Origin of the sequence: Armatimonas sp. (assembly GCF_031410135.1) — a bacterium.
Classification (GTDB): domain Bacteria; phylum Armatimonadota; class Armatimonadia; order Armatimonadales; family Armatimonadaceae; genus Armatimonas.
Genome location: NZ_JANNYP010000551.1, coordinates 1 through 5,294, shown reverse-complemented (window position 1 = coordinate 5,294; position 5,294 = coordinate 1). Strand labels below are relative to the sequence as shown.

Below are 5,294 nucleotides of genomic sequence, written 5' to 3'. Positions count from 1 at the left end.
GTCCCTGAGGCGGAGGCCATCTACGACGATCTCAAGAAGCGCTTCCCCGGTCGCACATCTAAGAAAGACTCTGGTACATCCTGAAAAGACCAGGGAGTATCCAAGTAAGACCTGGGGCGGTCTAGGAAATACCGCCCTGGGTCAAGCAAATACCTAGGCAGGTCGGCAAAAGACCTAGCAGAGTCTATCTTGGACTCTCCTAGGTCTTTTTTACACTCTGGTATGTCTTTGCTTGACCGTACCCGGTCTATTGCCGAGTGCGGTATACTGTTTTCCAACGTATGCACTTCTTCTCTCGCTGTGGCGGTATCGCCCAAATTATCCAGCGCTCCTGAGCATCACACGGTTCGGGGCGGGCAGTGTCGCCCGCCTCTTGGGTTCGGCGAATCGTGGCGTCTTTGCTTTCAGGAGCGCTGTTTGTTTGTCTCGCCGCCGACCCCGTGACCGTTTCCCAACCTAAACACTATGGACTATTCTAAGACACTTAACTTGCCGCAGACGGACTACCCGATGCGCGCTGATTTACCCACCCGCGAGCCGCTCTTTCAGGCACGCTGGGCGGAGATGGATCTCTACCAGAAGTCACTCGACAAGCCCGCGCCGAAGGGGAAGTTTGTTCTCCACGACGGGCCGCCGTACTCCAACGGCAACTTGCACCTCGGCCACGCGCTCAATAAAACGCTCAAAGACATCGTCACGCGCTACAAGACCATGTCGGGCTTTTGCTCGCCGTATGTTCCGGGCTGGGACAACCACGGCCTGCCGATCGAAGTGCAGGTGGTGAAGGAGTTTCGCGAGAAGAAAGAGCAATGGACACCCGACACGCTCCGTGCTCGCTGCCGCACCTACGCCGCTGAGTGGGTGGCTGTCCAGAAGACGCAGTTTTTGCGCCTGGGAATCCGCGGCGACTGGGAAAACCCCTATCTCACGATGGCCCCTGCGTTTGAGGCCAAGATCGTCGAGACGTTTTTGGAGATGGCGCGCAAGGGCTATGTCTACCGTGGCCTGAAGCCTGTGCTGTGGGACAGTGCCAACGAGACGGCGCTGGCCAACACCGAAGCCGAGTACAAAGACCATGTCAGCCCGGCGATCTATGTCGCGTTCGAGAGCCTCTCGGAGCCGGGCCTGCGTGCCGTGATCTGGACCACGACCCCCTGGACGATCCCCGCGAACTTAGCCCTCGCGTTTCACCCCGACTTTGACTACGTCATGGTGCAAACCGAGAACGCCGGGAAACTGGTGCTACTAGGTGAACTGCTCGAAGCCACAGCAACCGCCTGTGAGCTTGGAGCGGTCACGGTTCTCGAAACCCGCAAGGGCGCGAGCTTTGAGGGCACACGCTTCCGCCACCCGCTGCCTGAGCTGGATCGGGAATCTGTTGGGGTGCTGGCAAGCTATGTGACGACCGACACGGGAACGGGCATTGTTCACACTGCGCCGGGCCACGGTGCCGATGACTATGTCACGGGGATGAAGTACGGCCTGCCCGTGCTCTCGCCGGTCGATAGCCGTGGACGCTACACCGACGAGGCCGGGCCGTTTGTGGGGCTCAACACCGACGAAGCCAATAAAGCGATCCCGGAGCGACTGGCCGAGGTCGGGGCACTGCTGGGGAGCTACAGCTTCACGCACTCCTACCCGCACTCGCCGCGTGCGCCGTACAAGCCACTGCTCTTCCGTGCCACGGTTCAGTGGTTTGTCTCGGTAGACCACGATGGGCTGCGTCAGAAAGCGCTCGATGGCATCAAAAACGTCGCGTGGTACCCGTCGCAGGCGGAGAACCGCATCACCGCTGCCGTCGCCGGACGACCCGACTGGACCGTCTCGCGCCAGCGCCACTGGGGCGTCCCGATCGCGCTTTTCTATGCCAACGGCGAGCCCGTGATGGACGAAGTGGCATTCGATGCCGCTGTTGCCGTCATCCGCAAAGACGGCGTCGAGGGCTGGTACAACACGGGCCCCGAGGCAATCTTGCCCGCAGGCTTTACCTATAACGGCGTCGCCGCTTCTGACTTTGAGAAAGAAAAAGATGTTCTCGATGTCTGGTTCGACTCGGGCTCGACAAGCTTTGCCGTGCTCGCGTCTGGCGTCTGGCCCGATCTCGATGCGTCCACCTGGCCTGCCGATCTCTACCTAGAGGGCAGTGATCAGCACCGGGGCTGGTTCAATAGCTCGCTGATGATCGCCTCGGCGCTCCGGGGCACGCCGCCCTACCGAGCCGTCGTCACCAATGGCTTCACCGTGGACGAGCTAGGCTACAAGATGTCGAAGTCGAAAGGCAACACCGTTGACCCGCTGGGCGTCGTCGAGCGCTACGGCGCGGATGTCTTGCGCCTCTGGGTGGGGAGCATCGAGTACACGGAGGACACCAAGCTCGGGGACAATATCCTAAAGCAGCTCGCCAGCAGCTACTCCAAGCTGCGCAATACGCTTCGTTTCTTGCTGGGGAATCTCGCAGATTTCAAGCCCGACACGGATGGAGTGGTGCAGCAGGATTTAGATGCGCTGGATCGGTGGGCACTGAGCAAACTTGCTGGAGTGCTCCAGGAAGTGACGGCTGCCTACGACGAGTACGCGTTCTACCGGGCGACGCAGGCGATCCTGAATTTCTGTAATGTCGAGCTCTCTGGGTTTTATCTAGACGTGCTCAAAGACCGGCTCTACACGCTCCTGCCCGAGGATCCCAAGCGGCGCTCGTCACAGACCGCGATGTTTGAGATCACAGTTGCGCTGGCCACTGCCCTGGCCCCGATTCTGATCCACACGGCAGAGGACACCTGGGACTTTCTGCCGGGCTGGCATGACAAGCCTGAGAGTGTCCACCTGGCAAGCTGGCCGGAGCCGGGAGAGCCCAATGTCTCACTGGAGAAGCGCTTTGAGGTGATTCTTGCGCTTCGTGATGCGCTGAATCTTCAGATCGAGCCATATCAGCAGGCTAAGGGTGCGGCGCGGAGCAAGGCAAAAGAAGAGGGCCGCCCGACCACACCCGAAGAAGACGCCATGCCCTCCAAGTCCGTGGAGTTCCAGGCAGCACTCACGGTCACTGCCGAGCAGGCCGCACTTCTGGGCGAGGGAAGCGAGGCGCTGCTAGCCGAGTGCCTGATGGTTTCCAAACTGACACTCACGGTGGGGGAGGCGCTTTCCGTCACGGTCTCGCCTGCGCCCGGAACCAAGTGTGCTCGCTCGTGGTTCGTGCGCGAAGATGTCGGCTCTGACCCGGAGTACCCCGAGATCTCCGCCAGCCAAGCTGCCGTTGTCCGTGAGCTGGTGCGGCGCGGGGCGATTTCGACGGAGTAACTGAGTAAAGGAAAGACAATGGAAAATGGTGGGGCTCTGAGCCGTCGTCGGTTGATAACACAGGCACTTCTGCTGCCTCCTGCACTCGCCTTCGCAGGCTGTGGGGGCGGCGGGGGCTCTACCATAACACGGACGGTTTCCGGGCGATGGGCCGAAGTTCTCCTGGATGCGATTAGCAACACAAGCCTTGGGCCACCGCAGAACGCACGGGCGATTGCCATTGTCCAGACAGCGGCCTTCGATGCCTGGGCCTGCTACGACAGTGTTGCCGTGGGGACACGCCTGGGCGGCTCACTCCGTCGGCCTGTGGGGGAGCAGACGCAGGGAAACAAGGAGCAGGCGATTAGCTTTGCGGCCTATCGGGCGCTGGTAGATCTCTATCCCTCACGACAAGCGACCTTTGACGGCCTCATGAGGGAGCTCGGCTACGATCCTGCAAATACGTCACTCGACACCACGACGGCTGTGGGAATTGGGAACCGGTGTGCTCAGGCGCTCCTGGAGTACCGGCACACGGATGGCTCCAATCAGCTCAATAACTATGCGGATACGACCGGCTATGTGCCCGTCAATGGCCCCGATACCGTGGTAGACCCGAAGTACTGGCAGCAGATTCGCTTTCCCAATGGAAGCTCTCCAGCCTACATCGCGCCACATTGGGGACTCGTCACCCCCTTTGCTCTGTCGTCGTCGTCGCAGCTCCGAGCACCCGCCCCACCGGAGTATGGTTCTGCGGCCTATATCGCAGAGATGAACGAGGTGATCCAGCTCACGATTGACCTGACGAGTGCACAGCGCTCTCTGGTAGAGTACTGGGCGGACGGCCCCCGCTCCGTACAGCCTCCAGGCCACTGGATGCTCTTCGCACTGTCCGTCTCGGCCCGTGATAGCTATGACTTGGATCGCGATGTGAAGCTGTTCTTTATCGTTGGGAATGCGGTGATGGATGCCGGGATTGGCTGCTGGGAGACCAAGCGCTTTTACAACACATCGCGCCCCATTACCGCCATTCGTGCCCTCTCGCCCGGCAACCAGAACTGGGGGCCGTCGCAGTCGAATGACTTTCAGACACCGCCCTTTCCTGAGTACACCTCGGGGCATAGCACGTTTAGTGCGGCAGCGGCGGAGGTTCTCAAGCGCTTCACGGGCAGTGACACGTTTTCATACACGCCAAAGAGCCGAATTGCCCCACTGGTGAGCAGCTGGACGACATTTTCGGAGGTTGCGGATCAGGCTGGGCTCTCGCGGCGCTATGGCGGGATTCACTTTGAGTCGGCGGATCTGGAAGGCCGCAAGATGGGGCGAACCATTGGGGGACTGGTCTGGGACAAGACGCAGCAGTATATCAATGGGACAGCGGTATAATGGAGCGTTATGCCCAAACGTCTCGCGCCTGCCGCGTTCTATGGTCTCGCAGGTGCCATCGCCCTCACCGACCAGCTTGTCAAGGCTCTTGTCATCGCTAAGATTCCCGTTCACACGTCGGTGCCGCTCTGGCCTGGCGTCTTTCATCTGACTCATGTCCAGAACGATGGGATCGCGTTTTCGATGCTGGCGGGAAAGACCTGGCTGATTACGATTGCCTCGATGGTGATCATGGCGGGGATTGTGTTTTCCGAGCGCAAAGCAAAGGGCGGTCTGGATCGGTTTAATGGAATCGCGCTGGCATTGCCGCTTGGGGGGGCACTGGGCAACTTAATTGATCGGCTACGCTCCGGGCTGGTGACCGATTTTCTCGACTTCCGGGCGATTAACTTTGCAATTTTCAATGTCGCGGACACGGCCATTACCATTGGTATCTGTCTTCTGGCGATCAAGAGTCTCTTACTACCCGACTATGCCCCTGCGAAGCCCGAGCGCACCGAGGAGGCCACCTAGATGATCCCGGTTCTCTTTCATATAGGCTCGTTTCCTCTGCGCTCGTGGGGGTTGCTGCTCATGATTGCCTTTTTGATGGGGGCACTCCATGCCACCAAACTGGCACTGCGCTACGGCAT

At 59.9% G+C, this 5,294-nt stretch carries 3 protein-coding genes; all 3 read left to right on the top strand.

Annotated features, from left to right (window positions below):
- The first annotated feature begins 465 nt into the window (after positions 1-465).
- The 3 genes from ileS to lspA are packed head-to-tail and all read left to right on the top strand — an operon-like array spanning position 466 to position 5,175.
- Positions 466-3,297, top strand: coding sequence for an isoleucine--tRNA ligase (gene ileS, locus RMO15_RS20415; protein ID WP_309716206.1), 2,832 nt, complete (start codon positions 466-468; stop codon positions 3,295-3,297).
- 18 nt (positions 3,298-3,315) lie between these two features.
- Complete coding sequence (locus tag RMO15_RS20410) at positions 3,316-4,662, top strand: vanadium-dependent haloperoxidase (protein ID WP_309716202.1); 1,347 nt, start codon at positions 3,316-3,318, stop codon at positions 4,660-4,662.
- Positions 4,663-4,671: 9 nt separating this feature from the next.
- Positions 4,672-5,175: a signal peptidase II gene (gene lspA / locus RMO15_RS20405; RefSeq protein ID WP_309716200.1), complete on the top strand. Its 504-nt coding sequence runs from the start codon at positions 4,672-4,674 to the stop codon at positions 5,173-5,175.
- Positions 5,176-5,294: the final 119 nt, after the last annotated feature.